General features: G+C 50.8%; 6 protein-coding genes. 4 read left to right on the forward strand and 2 right to left on the reverse strand.

The window, feature by feature from the left end:
- Window positions 1-31: 31 nt before the first annotated feature.
- Both BQ5591_RS14900 and BQ5591_RS14905 read right to left on the reverse strand, forming a co-directional pair.
- Complete coding sequence (locus BQ5591_RS14900; protein ID WP_071149939.1) at window positions 32-2,011, reverse strand: alpha-L-arabinofuranosidase C-terminal domain-containing protein; 1,980 nt, start codon at window positions 2,009-2,011, stop codon at window positions 32-34.
- Window positions 2,012-2,152: 141 nt separating this feature from the next.
- The gene (locus BQ5591_RS14905) at window positions 2,153-3,640 is read right to left on the reverse strand and encodes an arabinan endo-1,5-alpha-L-arabinosidase (protein ID WP_071149940.1); all 1,488 of its coding nucleotides are present in this window, start codon (window positions 3,638-3,640) and stop codon (window positions 2,153-2,155) included.
- A 169-nt stretch (window positions 3,641-3,809) separates the two neighbouring features.
- Between BQ5591_RS14905 and BQ5591_RS14910 the strand changes: the two genes are divergently transcribed.
- From BQ5591_RS14910 to BQ5591_RS14925, 4 genes are all read left to right on the forward strand, one after another.
- A complete protein-coding gene (locus BQ5591_RS14910; protein WP_071149941.1) occupies window positions 3,810-8,081 on the forward strand; it encodes a hybrid sensor histidine kinase/response regulator transcription factor in 4,272 nt (1,423 codons plus the stop codon).
- Window positions 8,082-8,479: 398 nt separating this feature from the next.
- The gene (locus BQ5591_RS14915; protein ID WP_071149942.1) at window positions 8,480-10,306 is read left to right on the forward strand and encodes a LamG domain-containing protein; all 1,827 of its coding nucleotides are present in this window, start codon (window positions 8,480-8,482) and stop codon (window positions 10,304-10,306) included.
- A gap of 105 nt (window positions 10,307-10,411) precedes the next feature.
- Window positions 10,412-13,444, forward strand: a complete 3,033-nt coding sequence (locus BQ5591_RS14920; RefSeq protein ID WP_235817132.1) for a SusC/RagA family TonB-linked outer membrane protein — start codon at window positions 10,412-10,414, stop codon at window positions 13,442-13,444.
- Window positions 13,445-13,454: 10 nt separating this feature from the next.
- Complete coding sequence (locus tag BQ5591_RS14925; RefSeq protein WP_071149944.1) at window positions 13,455-15,209, forward strand: RagB/SusD family nutrient uptake outer membrane protein; 1,755 nt, start codon at window positions 13,455-13,457, stop codon at window positions 15,207-15,209.
- Window positions 15,210-15,225: the final 16 nt, after the last annotated feature.

Consider the following 15,225-nt stretch of genomic DNA (forward strand, 5'->3'; position numbering starts at 1 on the left):
ACCTTAAAAAAACTATGTACTTGCATAAAGATTACAATTCAAAGATATAGACAGCAAATGTATTCGGTTCGATTTCCACCTGCGCGCCCTGCGCTTCGACCGTCAGCGCCGATTCCCGAGGCACGATGGCCGAGGGGGCGTCGAGGGTGTTGTCCTTGTCCGGGTCGGGCGAGGCCAGCTTGACGCAGCGTCCGGCGGTCAGGGCGGCTTTCTTCTTCATGCCGTCGAAGGTCAGCCGGATGCTCTGCGCCTTGTCCGAGGTGTTGGCCACCTTGACGATGTACCGGTTCTTGTCCTTGTCGATCACTGCGCTGGCAAAGAGTCCGTCCTGGCCTTCGGCACCCGTCACGGGGCGTTTGTCCATGGTGAGCGGCAGCACGTAGGTACCCTTATACAGCCCGTAGAGCTGCTGCACATAGTAGCTGACGGAGCGCACGGAGCGCAGGTTGTCGTACCAGATGAGGTCGGGGCGCCACTGCCAGCCCTCGACGTGGGCAAAGAGCGGGGCGTAGGTAGCCATGTGGACGATGTCGGCATTGCGCTCAAGCCCCGTCATAAAGGCGGCTTCGAGCAGCGAGGCGTGGAAGTGGTTCCACTTCTTGCCCTTGCCGTGGCAGGCATATTCGCCGGCAAACACCTTGGGACCCTTGCGGTCGTAGCCGTCGTAGCGCGCGCCCTGGCCGAGGAACCACGATTCGGGGCGGTAGAAGTGCTCGTCCACCAAGTCGGCCTTCAGACGCTTCATCTCGGGCCACAGGTAGTCGAACTGCTTTCCTTCGGAGTCGGGACCCGAACTGCCCACAATCCTGATGTCGGGATAGGCCTTGCGGATGGCCTTGACGAAGGGTTCCAGATGCTCGGGATACTCGCTGCCCCACTGTTCGTTGCCGATGCCGATGAACTTCAGGTTGAACGGCGCGGGATGCCCCATGTCGGCACGCAGCTTGCCCCAGGTGGTGGTCGTGTCGCCGTTGGCAAACTCAATTAGGTCGAGCGCATCCTGCACGTAGTCCTGCAACTCACAGACGGGCACATGGGCGTCGGCGTTGGGGTTCTGAAACTGGCAGGCAAGGCCGCAGCTCAGCACCGGCAGCGGCTCGGCGCCTATTTCTTCGGACAGCTGGAAAAACTCGTAGAAGCCCAGTCCGTAGCTCTGATAATAGTCGGGATAGAAACGGTGGGCGAAGGTGTACTGCCAGCGGTTTTCGTTCAGCGGACGGTTCTCGACGGGGCCTACCGAGTTTTTCCAATTATAGCGGGTGGCCAGGTCGGTACCCTCGACGATGCATCCGCCGGGGAAGCGGAAGATGCCGGGCTTCAGGTCGGCGAGCGCCTGCGCCAGGTCTTTACGCAAGCCGTTTTCGTGCCCCTTCCACGTATCGACGGGGAAGAGCGAGATGTGCTCCAGATCGACCGTCTGCGGCGACGCCAGGAAGATGCGGAGGACGGCTTTGGGATTGGTTACGGGCGACTTCAACACTACCTGATACTTCTTCCACTCCTTCGAGTCGATGTCCAGCGTGGCGGTGGCAAAGGCCTGCTGCTCGCCCATCGACTTGGTATCGACCAGTTCGACGCGGATCTTTCCGGCCTCCTTGCCGTCGGGGATGCGTGCCCACACCGAGAAGCGATATTCGGCGTCGCGACTGACGCCGATGCCGAAGAAGCCTTCGTTGTCGAGCCCCGTCTGTTTGTGCGGGTGTCCGGCGTAAGCCAGGCGTACGTAGTGCGGATTGCGTTCGAAGAGGCCGTCGTCCTTCACTGTCACCTTGCCGAAGCTCTTCCACCCCATCAGGTGTTGCGGAAACTCGAACGAACGGTTCTTCACCAGTTCGGCATACAGGCCTCCGTCGGCCGCATAGTTGATGTCCTCGAAAAAGAGTCCGTACATGGTGGGCTGAATCTCGGCGCCCACTTTTTTTGTCTGAATGACAAACTCGTGCGTCTGCGCCTGCAGGGTCATGCCCACGGCCAGCGCCATCGTCGTCAGTAGTCTTTTGGTTTTCATCATGGTTATTATTTTTAATGTAAGTTTTTGGTTTTCAAATATTTTTCGCAGTTATAGCGTTACAGTATTACAGTTACAGTTAAGTAAATTAGAATAATAGAAGCCTTCCTCCTCCTCTCTCGTTCTTCATTCTTCGTTCTTCATTCACTTCACCCTCTTTCCCCACACCGAGCGTCCGCGCGCGTCGAGTCCAGTGAAGAGTACCGTTTCCTGTTCGTTCTCCCAGTCGTGGCCGGCAAAGACGATGAGGTTGTCGATCGGCTCGCCGTCGAGCGTCAGCGTAAGGCCTTGCTTGTCCTCGACAAAGGCCCAACTACCTGCCCCGTTGGCCAGCTCTCCGCCCTTGGCAAACTGCAACTTGCGCGAGCGGTTCCATTCTTCCTCCTTCAGTTCGCCTTCGCCCCACAGAATCTGTCCAGCCTCCAGGCGACGTTCGTACAGGGGCTCCTGCACACGGATTACCTCCCACTCGCCTACGAGGTCGGCCGCCCTGAAGCGGCGAGGCTGAGTGCCGGCATAGCGTTCGGGCGACACGACAGGCCATCCGTCGTCGGTGAAGAACACCTGACGCACGTGTAAGTCCATCATCAGGTTGTGAGGCGAAAGACGCCCCTGATGAGCCATGAAGAATCGTCCGTCGTCGGTCGTAAAGACGCTGCAATGCGCCGTGCCCGCCCAGCCCGGATGATTGTCGAAGCGATACGGAGCCGTCAGTATGGGGAAGTTGTTGGTCGTGTCCTTCAGCTGCTTGCCGAAGAAGTCGGTAAAGGGTCCCTCGGCCTTGTCCGAACGGCCTACGCGCACGTTGTAGGTGGTCATCAGCGGGTCGTACGACGTAAAGAGGTAGTATTGCTTCAGCTCGGGGTGATAGATTATTTCGGGAGCCTCCAGATTGTCTTTCCGATAATTGGCGCGGCGTGCTATCAGATGCCCCTTGTCGCCCTCGACCAGCGGAAGCCCGGTCGACGGATTCAACTCCAGGCAATACAAGCCACCAAAGAAGGAACCATAATGCAACCACCATTTTCCGTTCGCAGGGTCAACCACGACGCTGGGGTCGATGGCATTCATTGCTGTCGTTTCATCCGTCCGGACTACACATCCCATCTGCTTCCAGGGACCTTCGGGCGAAGCCGATTCGGCCAGCCCTATATAAGACGTTTTCCGACCGAAGGCCGAAACGCTGAAATAAAGTCGGTATCTGTCCTTATACGGAACGATGTAGGGCGCCCAGATGTTGGTAGCCCCCTGCCCTCCCGCATGAGCGTGCACCCACTCGACGGCTTCGCGAGGAATCTCGGGGAATACCCATCCGAGGAACTCCCAATGCACCAAGTCCTTCGAACGGCGCATCTGAATGTAGCCCAAGGGTACGCCCTTTTCTTCGGCCTGCTTGCGGTTTTCACGATAGATGGCGTCGGTGGAGTACATATAATAATAGTCGCCAATCTTCCGACACGAAGGGTCGTGAACGTTATACGTTCCCCATTGACGGTAGTCCTCCATCGCAGACACATGATGATAATCGTCGCTCCAGGGATTGGGCGAAGCAGTCGGTACAAAAGCCGACTGAGAACAACTCACTAAAAAGAGACTCGCTAAACCTGCAGTCAGGCAGAAAAGGTTTCTCATAATACCAGCATTTTTATTTTTTAGCAAAAATACGCACCGACCCAACTTCGAAAGGTGGACAAACGAACTTTTTAGGTGGACAATAGGCCACCAGAGGCAAAAAGCCCGCCACACATACTTTCACATCTCGCCGAATCCATTATCTTTGCCAGCACTAATACCAAGAAAAATGAAAACAAATCTCAACCTGTACCTTATTATATTATACAGTCTGTTTCTGTCGTGCCCCGCCTCAGCATGGGCACAAGAAACGTTTGCCGACCGATACAACATCTCGTACATCACCATGAACGAGGGACTGCCCAACAACTTCATCGACGACATCTACAAAGACAGCCACGGCTTTCTGTGGATTTCGACACAAGGAGGTGGCCTATCAAGATACGACGGTTACGGTTTTGTTAACTTCAGCGTTAGCACTCCCCACTGTCCGCTGAAAAGCAATTTCGTGTACAGGGTCTTCGAAGACCGCTTCCAACGCCTATGGGTGATTTCGGAAGGCGGAACCGACATCATCGACCTCAACACGTTGCGCCCCGTTCCGCTGCTGAAAGGTCTCCCCCATCAGGAACTGACATGGCAACCCGCTTCCTACATTCTGAACGATACGCAAGGCTACATCTGGCTGTATGCCGACAAATTCCTGCACCGCATCGAACTGGACGAGCAAGGAGGCATACGCAACGTATGCTCACTGCAAACCAACAGCTCCTTCCGCGATGCAGCCATCCTGTGCGATTTCGATGCCGACGGAAAAATATGGATGGGCCTCAACGGAAAACTGTACAAAGTAAGCATGGACACCCAAGGCAAGCTCACCGCCAACCCCATCACAGGCAGCTTCTCCTTCAAGGCCGATACATACTTCAACGACTTCATCATCAAGGAAAACGAACTTTGGATAACGACCAACTACGGACTGTACCGATACAACAAGAAAGAGAACATTGTGAAGCATTACCAACACCAGCCACACGACCCCTACTCACTATCGCAAAACTACCTGACCGATCTGGCCATCACCAGCGACAAGCAGCTCATCATCGGTAGTCTGAAAGGCCTCAACGTCTACAACCCCATCAAAGACAACTTCGAACGAATCGAAAACGAATACTCGCACACTGGCAGCAACCTGCTGAACAGCAACTTCGTCAACTGCATCACTGTCGAAGGCAACCACATCTGGATAGGCACCGACAACGGAGGTATCAATAAGTTTACCACCAAGCGCCTGTCTATACAAAACTATCGCCACGACCCGCAAAACAGTCATACCCTGTCGCATAACCCCGTAAACGCCATCTACGAAGACCGCGAAGGTACCCTGTGGGTTGGAACCGTAGAAGGCGGACTGAACAGAAAAGAAAAAGGAAGCGACAGCTTCACACACTATACGCACGAAGACGGCATACTGAGCCACAACTCGGTCAGCGCCATCACCACCGATCCACAAGGCCGCCTGTGGATAGGAACCTGGGGAGGAGGCATCAACCTGCTCGACCACAAAAATCCACGCCGTGTGCTGAAGAGCATCTTCTCGCCTTCCGACGACAATAAATATCCCGGTAGCTTCATCGGAGCACTGACGTACGACTCCATCAACAATGGCATGTGGATAGGCACCAACCAGGGCATCTACTTCTACGACCTGCAACAAAGCAAGTTCATCCTGCCCCTGCCCGAACAGGTGAACGCCAACATACGCGGTTGCATCGGATCGCTCGTCGATAAGGAAGGACACCTGTGGATGGGGTGCATGGACGGTGTCTACATCATCGACTTGCACACACGCCCGCAATCGGACGACAACACCTACTTCGAATACCGCCATCTGAAGTACAAACTGGACATCCCCACCTCCAGACAAGTGGAGAAAATCACCTGTATGTATCAGGCCAAAGACGGCACGCTATGGCTGGGCAGCAACGGCAACGGCATCTATCGGCGAAGCACCGACGAACAAGGCAACGAAACCTTTACCGCCTACACCACTCAACACGGACTGGCCAACAACAGCGTCCGAGGAATACTCGAAGACGACAAAGGGCTGCTATGGATAGCTACCTACAACGGCATATCAAGACTGCACCCCAACACAGGCCACATCACCAACTACACCCGACAAGACGGACTGGCCGACACCCAATTCTATTGGAATGCCGCCTGCAATTCGACCGAGGGCGAACTGTACTTCGGCCATCTGAAAGGACTGACCTCTATCAAATACGACCTGCCGACGGTGCCCGAACAGCCCTCACAAGTAAGGTTCACACGCCTGTTGGTAGGCAATGAAGAAATCTATGCGGGCAGCGAACAACTGCCACAAGACATCGCCGTGACCCGCGAAATCGAAATACACGAGAAACAGAAATCCTTCTCGCTGGAGTTCTCGGCCCTGAACTTCGAGTCCGAACATACAGCCACCTACGCATATCGCCTCGTGGGCTTCGACTCGAAGTGGATCAAAGTGCCCTGCGACCGCCGCTTTGCCAGCTACACCAACCTCTCGCCAGGCACCTACACCCTGCAAGTGAAGTATTGCCCCGACGATGCAAACAGCCAGGAAAATCTGACCGAACTGAAAATCATCATCAAACCCTACTTCTACAAACAGCCTTGGTTCGTACTGCTGATGACCGTCATAGCCCTGATACTGACTTGGCAATTCTACCAATGGCGCATCCGCAACTTCGTCAAGCAGCGCGAACTGCTCCACCAGAAAGTAGAACAGCGCACCCGCGAACTGAACAAACAAAAAGAACTGCTGGAACAGCAGACTGAAGAACTTTCACGACAGAACCTGATGCTGAAAGAGCAAAACGAAAAAATCACCCGCCAGAAAACACAGCTGGCTAAAATGGCACGCAAAATACAAGAACTCACACTGGACAAGATAGCTTTCTTCACCAACATCACCCACGAGTTCCGTACTCCCATCACGCTCATCATCGGCCCCATAGAACGGGCACTGAAACTGAGCTACAACCCGCAGGTCATCGAGCAGCTGCACTTCGTAGAACGCAATTCGAAATACCTGCTCTCGCTCGTCAACCAGCTGATGGACTTCCGCAAGGTAGAATCGGGCAAACTCGAAATCGTGAAGAGCCGGCACAACTTCCAGAAGTTTGCCGACGAACTCATCACCCCCTTCGAAGTCTTTGCCAAAGGGCGCAACATCAGCCTGAAGCACTACTACCGCCTGCCCTCGCCCGAATTTACGTACGACGAAGAAGCCATGCACAAAGTGCTGACCAATCTGCTGAGCAACGCCATCAAGTTCACCCCCGACGGCGGACGCATCGCCCTCTACATCGCCCAACTGCCACCCACCGACCAGCGCGGTGCCACCCTCTACATCTGCGTCAGCGATACAGGCGGAGGCATCCCGACCGAAGACATCGACAAGATATTCAACCGCTTCTATCAGTCGAAAGGGCAAAACAAATACCCCATGTACGGACAGACTGGAAGCGGCATCGGCCTCTACCTGTGCAAGCGCATCATACAGATGCTCGACGGCGACATACATGCCTGCAACAACCACACCGTCGGCTGCTCGTTCCGCATTCTGCTGCCCATCGGGCAAGAAGATGCGACAGCCCATGTAGCTATTCCCTCTACTCCGTCGGCCGAGGCAGTTGCCAAGTCCGAAAACGCAAGCGAAACCAAGAAGGAGCTGCACATACTGGTCGTAGAAGACAATGCCGACATGCGAGCCTACATCCGGTCTATTCTACGCGATAAATACCACGTGAGCGAAGCAGCCAACGGCATCGAAGCCTTGGAAGTGCTCAATGCCCACCCCGTCGACTTCATCATCAGCGACCTGATGATGCCAGGCATGGATGGCCTTGAACTGTCGAGAAGGGTAAAGGCCAACATCGCCATCTCGCACATCCCCTTCCTGATGCTTACGGCTAAAACCTCACAGGAATCGCGCATCGAAAGCTACCGTGTCGGTGTGGACGACTATCTGCTGAAGCCTTTCGACGACACCTTGCTGCTGGCACGCATCGAAAACATACTGGAGAACCGCAAACGCTATCAGCGGAAGTTCGCCCTGAATATGCAGGTGGACGAACTGAACATCGACGAAAAGTCGGGCGATAAAAAATTCCTGAACCACGTCATGGACGTAATGAAGGAGAACTACAAGAACCCCGAATTCGAAGTCGCCAACTTCTGCGAAGCAGTAGGCGTCAGCAAGACCATGCTGAATCAGAAACTGCAAAGCCTCGTAGGACAATCAGCAGGCCAGTTCATCCGCAACTATCGACTGAATCTGGCACGCGACCTCCTCCTGAAGCATCGCGGGCAGAAAGACACCAGCATCTCCGAGATAGCCTACGAAGTCGGCTTCAACGATCCGAAATACTTTACCCGCTGCTTCACCAAGGAGTTCAACATCACTCCCCGCGAGCTGCTGAGCAAAGAAGCCTAAGGAGTAAAGCCCAGCCCCCCCTCCTCTACTCCCCCGTACGAGCCACGCTTGCATGGCTCATGAGCCACATTTGTGTCCCTCATGAGCCGCACTTGTGTCCTTCGTGAGCCACACTTGCGTCCTTCGTGAGCGCTCGCAAAGCATCCCTTTTAAGTACGTAAAACAAATAGATGGGCGCACCATTCTGCACACCACATTCCTACACACGATTCTTACAAAACTATCACATTTACAATACAATAACCTTTCTACTCACCGATACAATTAGTGTAGTTTTTACATTGATTTTCCGTTTGTCCACCTATCAAGTCCATTTGTCCACCTCAATATTTACATCTATCTATACATTTGCAACACGTAAAAAGTATCATTTATTGTTTAACTATTAATTCGATATTATGAAAAAGGCAAGAAAGTGGCCGTCCATCCTATTGGCGGCATTTACGGTTTTTTCATTCGGAGCTTGTGAAGAGTGGGGAAAAGCAGACCCACCAGCAGGTAACGACACTTATCCGAAATTAGAACAAGTAGCCAACATCACCTTCGAGGATGACGCATTCGATCCGACAAGCATGGATTATTACGCCTATCCCAACGGCGAAGTGGCCGAAGTAGTAAAAGACGACGAAGCACGTGGCAAAGTACTGCACCTGCCCGGAGGTTATGCGCGCATCTTCAATCCGATGACCAGCTACAAAGCTCAAAACGGAGTTTCACTCACCTTCTGGGTCAAACAACCCCTGATTGTCGATGAAGAAACAGACGAGACAAAAGAAAACGATCTGACAAGCGCCCTGTTCTCTTTCCAAAACGAGAATGCTACCCAAAAACTGTTTTTCACAGCCAACGGCTGGCTGTCGTACGACGGAGTAGATGGTGAATACGAAGCCCTCAACCCCGAAAATGTGGAAACAGGTATGCTGGACGGAGCCGGCGAATGGCATTACGTTGCCCTCACCGTACGCAACGACGGATACAATGTATTTGTCGACGGCAAACAGCGTGTCAACGAAACAGTCACCAATTTCGACTTCAGCAAAATCGTTCAGTTCATGGCCAGCTGCGCCTATATGTATATAGGTGAAGGAGCCGGTACCGAAGACGAAGCCCTGCCCGAATTTTGGATCGACGACATCAAAATCTACCGCAATCAGATTGGCAGTAGCGAACAAGCTGTGCCTAGTGGAGGAGAAGCCGACTATCATAACTGGGTCATCAGCGGAAGCGAAGACTTCACCGATGGATTCTTTGCCGTACAGACCAAGTTGGTCAAATTCAAGACATCGGCTCACTTTGGTTTCTACAACTATACCGACATGGCAGCCAACTGGAACAACTGGGTTATCGTACTGACCAACGGAAAAGCCTTTGGCGAATCGGGCTATGCCGAGCACTTCGTACTCCGAGGCGATGCCTACGGTTGGGGAGATGCCCACTACGACGGTACACAAATCAATCATACCTTCAATTTTGACAACTTCACCTCCGAAATGAACGGCGCTTACGTCGACATCACGCTGACACGCAACGAGAATACCGTCAACATGGCAGCCGTTGTAACAGGTTCCAGCGGACAGACCTATACATACAACTTCAGCTACACAGGCGAGTTGGAAGAAACGGTAGGCGCATTCATCACAGGCGAAAAGAACTACATCAAGCTCGATGCCGAACAAGTATATGCCGATGGCGAAAGCTTCACACCGGGCAGCTATCTGGTAGGTCCTGAAGATTGCAGTGCCGGCTGGTGGAGTGTATTCTCCGACAACTACGTCATCAAAGGCAACAATGAATATCCGTTCGGAATCATCTTCACCAACAACACCAACGGACAAAACAATTGGAATAACTGGATACTGGTAGCCACCAACGGTGTACCTCTGAACGGTGCTGGCTATGCCGAATACTTCGTGCTGCGCGCCGATGCCTACGGCTGGGGCGATGCCAACTATTCGGGCGACAACATCAGCCATGGATTCAATTGGGATACCTTCAAAGACGATATGCAAGGAGCCTATGTACGTTTGTTCGTCAACCGCAACAATACCAATCTGTCTATGAACACCATCATAAGAACAGCTTCGGGCAGCGTACTGACTCCCTACACATACAGCCATACAGGAATCTCGACCGACGAAGTAGGAGTATTCCTCACTGCTGAAGGAGCAAGTCTTGACATCTGTACCGTAGGCTATTTCCCCTATGCAAGTGACGTTGTGCAATAATATAATACTTAAATCTGTATGAAACACTATCGAATAAAAGTGAATAAGGCGTTGAGCGCAAAGTTTCAACGGTTATTACCGATAATAATTCTATTATTGGCAGGAATGAATGCTTGGGCACAGACCAAGCAAGTTAGTGGTGTCGTAACCGACGGAACAGGTGAAACCGTCATCGGCGCCAGTGTACTGGAAAAAGGAACCACCAACGGTACAATTACCGACTTGGACGGCAAATTCATACTGACTGTCAACGACAATGCCGTATTGCAAATCAGCTATGTAGGCTACACCACACAGGAGGTCCCCGTAAAAGGAAAAACATCTTTCAACATCACCCTGAAAGAAGACAGCGAGATGCTGGAAGAAGTCGTTGTAGTAGGTTACGGTGCTCAGAAAAAGGAAAGCGTCGTGGGCGCCATCTCGCAAGTTTCGAACAAGGAACTGTTGCAATCGCCCGCAGCCAACGTATCGCAAGCCATCTCTGGTAAAATCGCAGGTGTGATCACCTCGCAGACCTCGGGTGCACCCGGTTCGGACGACACACAAATTTACATCCGTGGTCGTGCAACCTTCGCTGGCGATGCCCAACCGCTGGTGTTGGTCGACGGAGTAGAACGTGAGTTCTCACAAATTGCCCCCGATGACATCGAGACCATCTCTGTATTGAAAGACGCCTCGGCTACGGCCGTTTATGGTGTGCGTGGTGCAAACGGCGTTATGCTGATTACCACCAAACGCGGTAAAGAGCAAAAGCCCGAAGTCAGCCTGACAGCCAACTGGCAAATCCAAAGCCCTACCCGCACAGACACGTATCTGGACTCTTATCAGTCTGTGATGTTGCTCGAAGAAGCATTGGCCAACGACGGACTTCCTTCGCAATACAGTGCTTCCGATATTGAAATGTTCCGCCGCTCTGTAGCCGGAGAACTGACCGGAGTAGATGCCATGCTCTACCCCAATGTAGACTGGTATGACGAAGTATTGAACAGCACAGCTCCTGCCCAACGCTACAACGTCAGTGTGCGTGGTGGTACAAAACGTATGCGTTACTATGCCTCTGCCGAACTCTACGACCAGCAAGGATTGGTGAAAGACTTAAGCAATGATGCCTATGGGAACTCTTCAAGTCCCAGCTTCCGTCGTTATGCCTTCCGTGCTAATATGGACTTTTTCCTGATCAAGGATTTGACCGTATCTGTCAACTTCGGTACTCGTTTCGAAGAGCGTGGAGGCCCCAACTCAAACGAATCGAGTAGCTATAGCGAAATCTTCTACGAAATGAACCATACTCCCGGTTGGCTCTTCCCAGTATCAGCCCAAGTACAGAACGGCGAAAAGACTGAGACCATTTATGGTGGTACTTCACAATATCAGAACAACATCGTAGGCCGTCTGGCAGAAGCCGGCTTCTACCGTGCGACCAATACGATCAACGAGACCAACTTCATCGCCGACTACAAGATGGATTGGCTGACACCTGGCTTAAGTGTCAAGGGTATGCTTTCGTTCGACTACGACTCATATAATCGCAAACTCTACAGCAAGAGTTTCGCCACATATCAGCTGACAGACACCAGTAACCCTAGTGAACTGAAATCATGGAACCGCTTCAACTCAGACGGAGAACTGGCCGGTTCTCAATCGCATGCAGCCGACTACAAGCTCTATATGGAAGCCCAAGTGAACTACGCTCGCACCTTTGGCAAGCACGATGTAACAGGTATGGTATTGTACAACCAGAACGATCACCGCGTAAACGATGAACTGGCCCGCCGCTATCAGGGTCTGGTAGGACGTGCTACCTATGTTTACGATGACCGATATCTGGCAGAAGTAAACTTCGGCTACAACGGATCTGAAAACTTCATGAAGGGCAGACGCTTCGGTTTCTTCCCCGCATTCTCAGTAGGATGGCGTGTCAGCAACGAAAGTTTCATGGAAAAGTACAGCAACTGGCTGAATAATCTGAAAATACGTGCTAGCTACGGACAAGTAGGTAACGATATCTACAGCGTGAACGGCGTAGTTCAGCGTTTCCTTTATGAAGAAGCTTGGAATCAGATAGCCAATGACTATACATTCGGAACAAGTGGTCAGACAGGTATTTACGAGGCACAATATCCTAACTACAGAGTAACTTGGGAACGTGCTCACAAATACAATCTCGGTATCGAATTCGGATTGTTCAATGGTTTACTCAATGGTAATGTGGATGTCTTCTACGAAAAACGTAACGACATTTTGACCACTTACCAGACACGCCCTGAATGGGTAGGAGTAAACATGGCTGCAGGAAACCTTGGAAAAACAACCAATAAGGGTTATGAAATCGAGCTGAAACACCATAATACAATCGGTAAGGATTTCGATTATACTGTCGGTTTCACCTTCTCGCATGCCAAGAATGAAATCACTTCGAAAGACGAACCTGCACTGATGACCGAATACCGCAAAGAGGAAGGACACCCCATCGGTCAGTATTATGGTCTAGTTTGCGACGGATTCGTAACACAAGCCGATATCGACGGCGGACAATTACCGACTTCAACATTCGGCGATGTCAAAGTCGGTGACTTGAAGTACCGCGATATGAACAACGACGGATTCATTGACGAACGTGATGAAACCTTTATCGGCTATAGTGATGTACCCGAGAACATGTTTGCCCTAACTTTAGGTGCCAACTACAAAGGCTGGGGATTCAGTATCATGTTCCAAGGTGTCAACAAAGTAAGCCGTTACTACGATGCCGAGGCCATGTATGCATTCGTCAACGGAGGTAAAGTGAAAGAACACCATCTGCAACGTTGGGATCCGGCACAAAGCGAGGAATACAACTTGGCCAATGCCAAATACCCCCTCCTCCATTACGACAGCTATGGCGATCACAACCAGCGACAGAATTCATTCTTCTTGAAAAACGGTGCATTTGTCCGTTTGAAAAACATCGAACTGAGTTATACTTTACCCAAAGAATGGATTAAAGTAGTAGGCATGAGTAATTGTCGCCTTTATGTCAATGCAAACAATCTGGTAACATGGGATCATCTGGACGGATTGACAGACCCCGAAAGTAATGGTTCGAACCGTTATCCTATCATGAAAACCGTAAACTTTGGTGTAAACATTAATTTCTAACAGAAATATTATGAAGAAAACATTATTATACAGTCTATTCACATTGTCCATCGCTTCTACTACGCTGACTTCTTGTGAAGAAATGTTTGGCGACTTTCTGGATAAACAACCCAGTGGTGAGCTGACAGGAGACGAAGTATTCAGCGATTGGGGTCTGATGGAGCAATTCCATTTTGATACATATAACTTCCTGCGCCATGGTGCACTTCGCATCAACAACTCATGGCTCGATGCCGCAACCGATCTGGGACATACCAGTTATGCCAACGGAGGAGTACGTACCACTTTCAACATTGGGAATTACTACGGAAGCGGAGGCGCAGCAGAATTGACCGATACTTGGGAACATTACTATCGTGCTATCCGTAAATGTAACATGATACTTGAACGTATTGAAAACGTACCTAAGGATACCGATTTAAGTGAAGAAAACTACCAGAGACAAAAGACACAATACATCTCAGAAGCACGTTTCTTCCGCGCTTATTTCTATTGGGAACTTTTCTTACGTTATGGTCCTATTCCTTTGGTAACTACCGTCCTTGATCCGGACGGAGATCTATTAAGCGATTATACAGAGCGCCCATCTTTAAAAGAATATGTGGTAGACTTTGTACTCAAAGAGCTTCAGGAATGCGAAAGTGGTTTAATGACATACAATACCGAAAGCACTTACGGAGGACGTATTATGCAGCCCGTAGCACGTGCGCTATATAGCCATATCATGCTCTACATGGCAAGTCCACGTTATAGCAATGAGTCTGGCATAACCTGGCAGCAAGCAGCCGATGCAGCTCAAAGTTTCATCGATGATTATGGAAGCAATTATGCTTTAATAACTAATGAATCCGATCCCAAAGCAGCATTGACCAACGCTTGGTTACTGACCCCTTATACCGAAAACAATACAGAAATAATTTTCTATCGTAATGACGGAACAATCGGTTGGAGCGGTATCGCTAATGACACTCCAGTTGGAGAAGGTGGAAATGGAGGTTTATGCCCTTCACAGAATCTAGTTGACATGTACGATATGATAGACGGTTCATCTCCATTCACCGAATACGATGAAACAGGTGCACCCGTTTATCACGGAACAACTCCTGACGTTAACGAAGCCAGTGGCTATAGTGATGCCCACATGTGGGAGAACCGCGACAAACGTCTAGAAGCGACTATTCTATATAATGGAGTAACTTGGGGCAACGGAGTCATCAATGTAGTACGCGGACAACGAGATAATCCGATAGGAAATGCCAACGCAACTCAAACAGGTTATTATGTACGCAAGTTGATACCTGAAACGATTTTAAGCAACGAGCATGGTGGAAACTCACGCCGTCTATGGACTTACATTCGATATGCAGAAATTCTACTGAATCGTGCAGAAGCCTTAAACGAAGTAGAGGGTCCTACCGAAGAAGTATGTAATCTTCTTGACCAAATTCGTCATCGTGCTGGCATTACAGGTAATGTAGCCGACCGTGCTGATCTAAAAACAAAAGATGCTATGCGTAACTTCATCCACAAAGAACGGACAATCGAATTAGCATTCGAAGAGCATCGGTTCTGGGATGTACGCCGCTGGGGAGTAGCCGAACAAGCTTTAGGACGCGACATCATCGGAATTGATGTAGCAAGCGACGGTACTATCACACGTAAAGTAACCCAAAAGCGTGTATTCGAAGAGAAGATGTACCTTTATCCAATTCCAGAAACCGAATACTGGAAAACAGGAATAGAGAATAATCCGGGGTGGAATTAATCTTAATCTGATAAGA

The sequence above is a fragment of the Bacteroides ndongoniae genome, from assembly GCF_900108345.1.
Taxonomy (GTDB): Bacteria; Bacteroidota; Bacteroidia; order Bacteroidales; family Bacteroidaceae; genus Bacteroides; species Bacteroides ndongoniae.